Below are 220 nucleotides of genomic sequence, written 5' to 3'. Positions count from 1 at the left end.
ACCTACAGTTTTACAGGAGCGCTGGGAGTATATTAATGCAATTAATGAACTCCGTAAAGAAAAGAAAGTTACTAATCAAAAAAAAGCTCAAAAACATCAAGAAAAACAGGAAAGTTATGGTAACTTGCAAAATGAAAGTTACGGTAACTTGCAAAATGAAAGTAAACTAAAACCTAATCTATCTGAATTAGAACTTAATCTTTTAGAATTAAAATCTAAT

At 28.6% G+C, this 220-nt stretch carries 1 pseudogene; it reads left to right on the top strand.

Annotated elements, in window-relative coordinates:
- Nucleotides 1-220, top strand: a pseudogene (locus tag MR107_RS31055) (hypothetical protein); the annotation flags it as partial.

It is taken from the genome of Bacillus cereus group sp. BfR-BA-01441 (assembly GCF_022663075.1).
GTDB classification, from domain to species: domain Bacteria; phylum Bacillota; class Bacilli; order Bacillales; family Bacillaceae_G; genus Bacillus_A; species Bacillus_A cereus.
The sequence above is the reverse complement of the archived record's forward strand: the minus strand, read 5'-3'. Positions and strand labels throughout refer to the sequence as shown.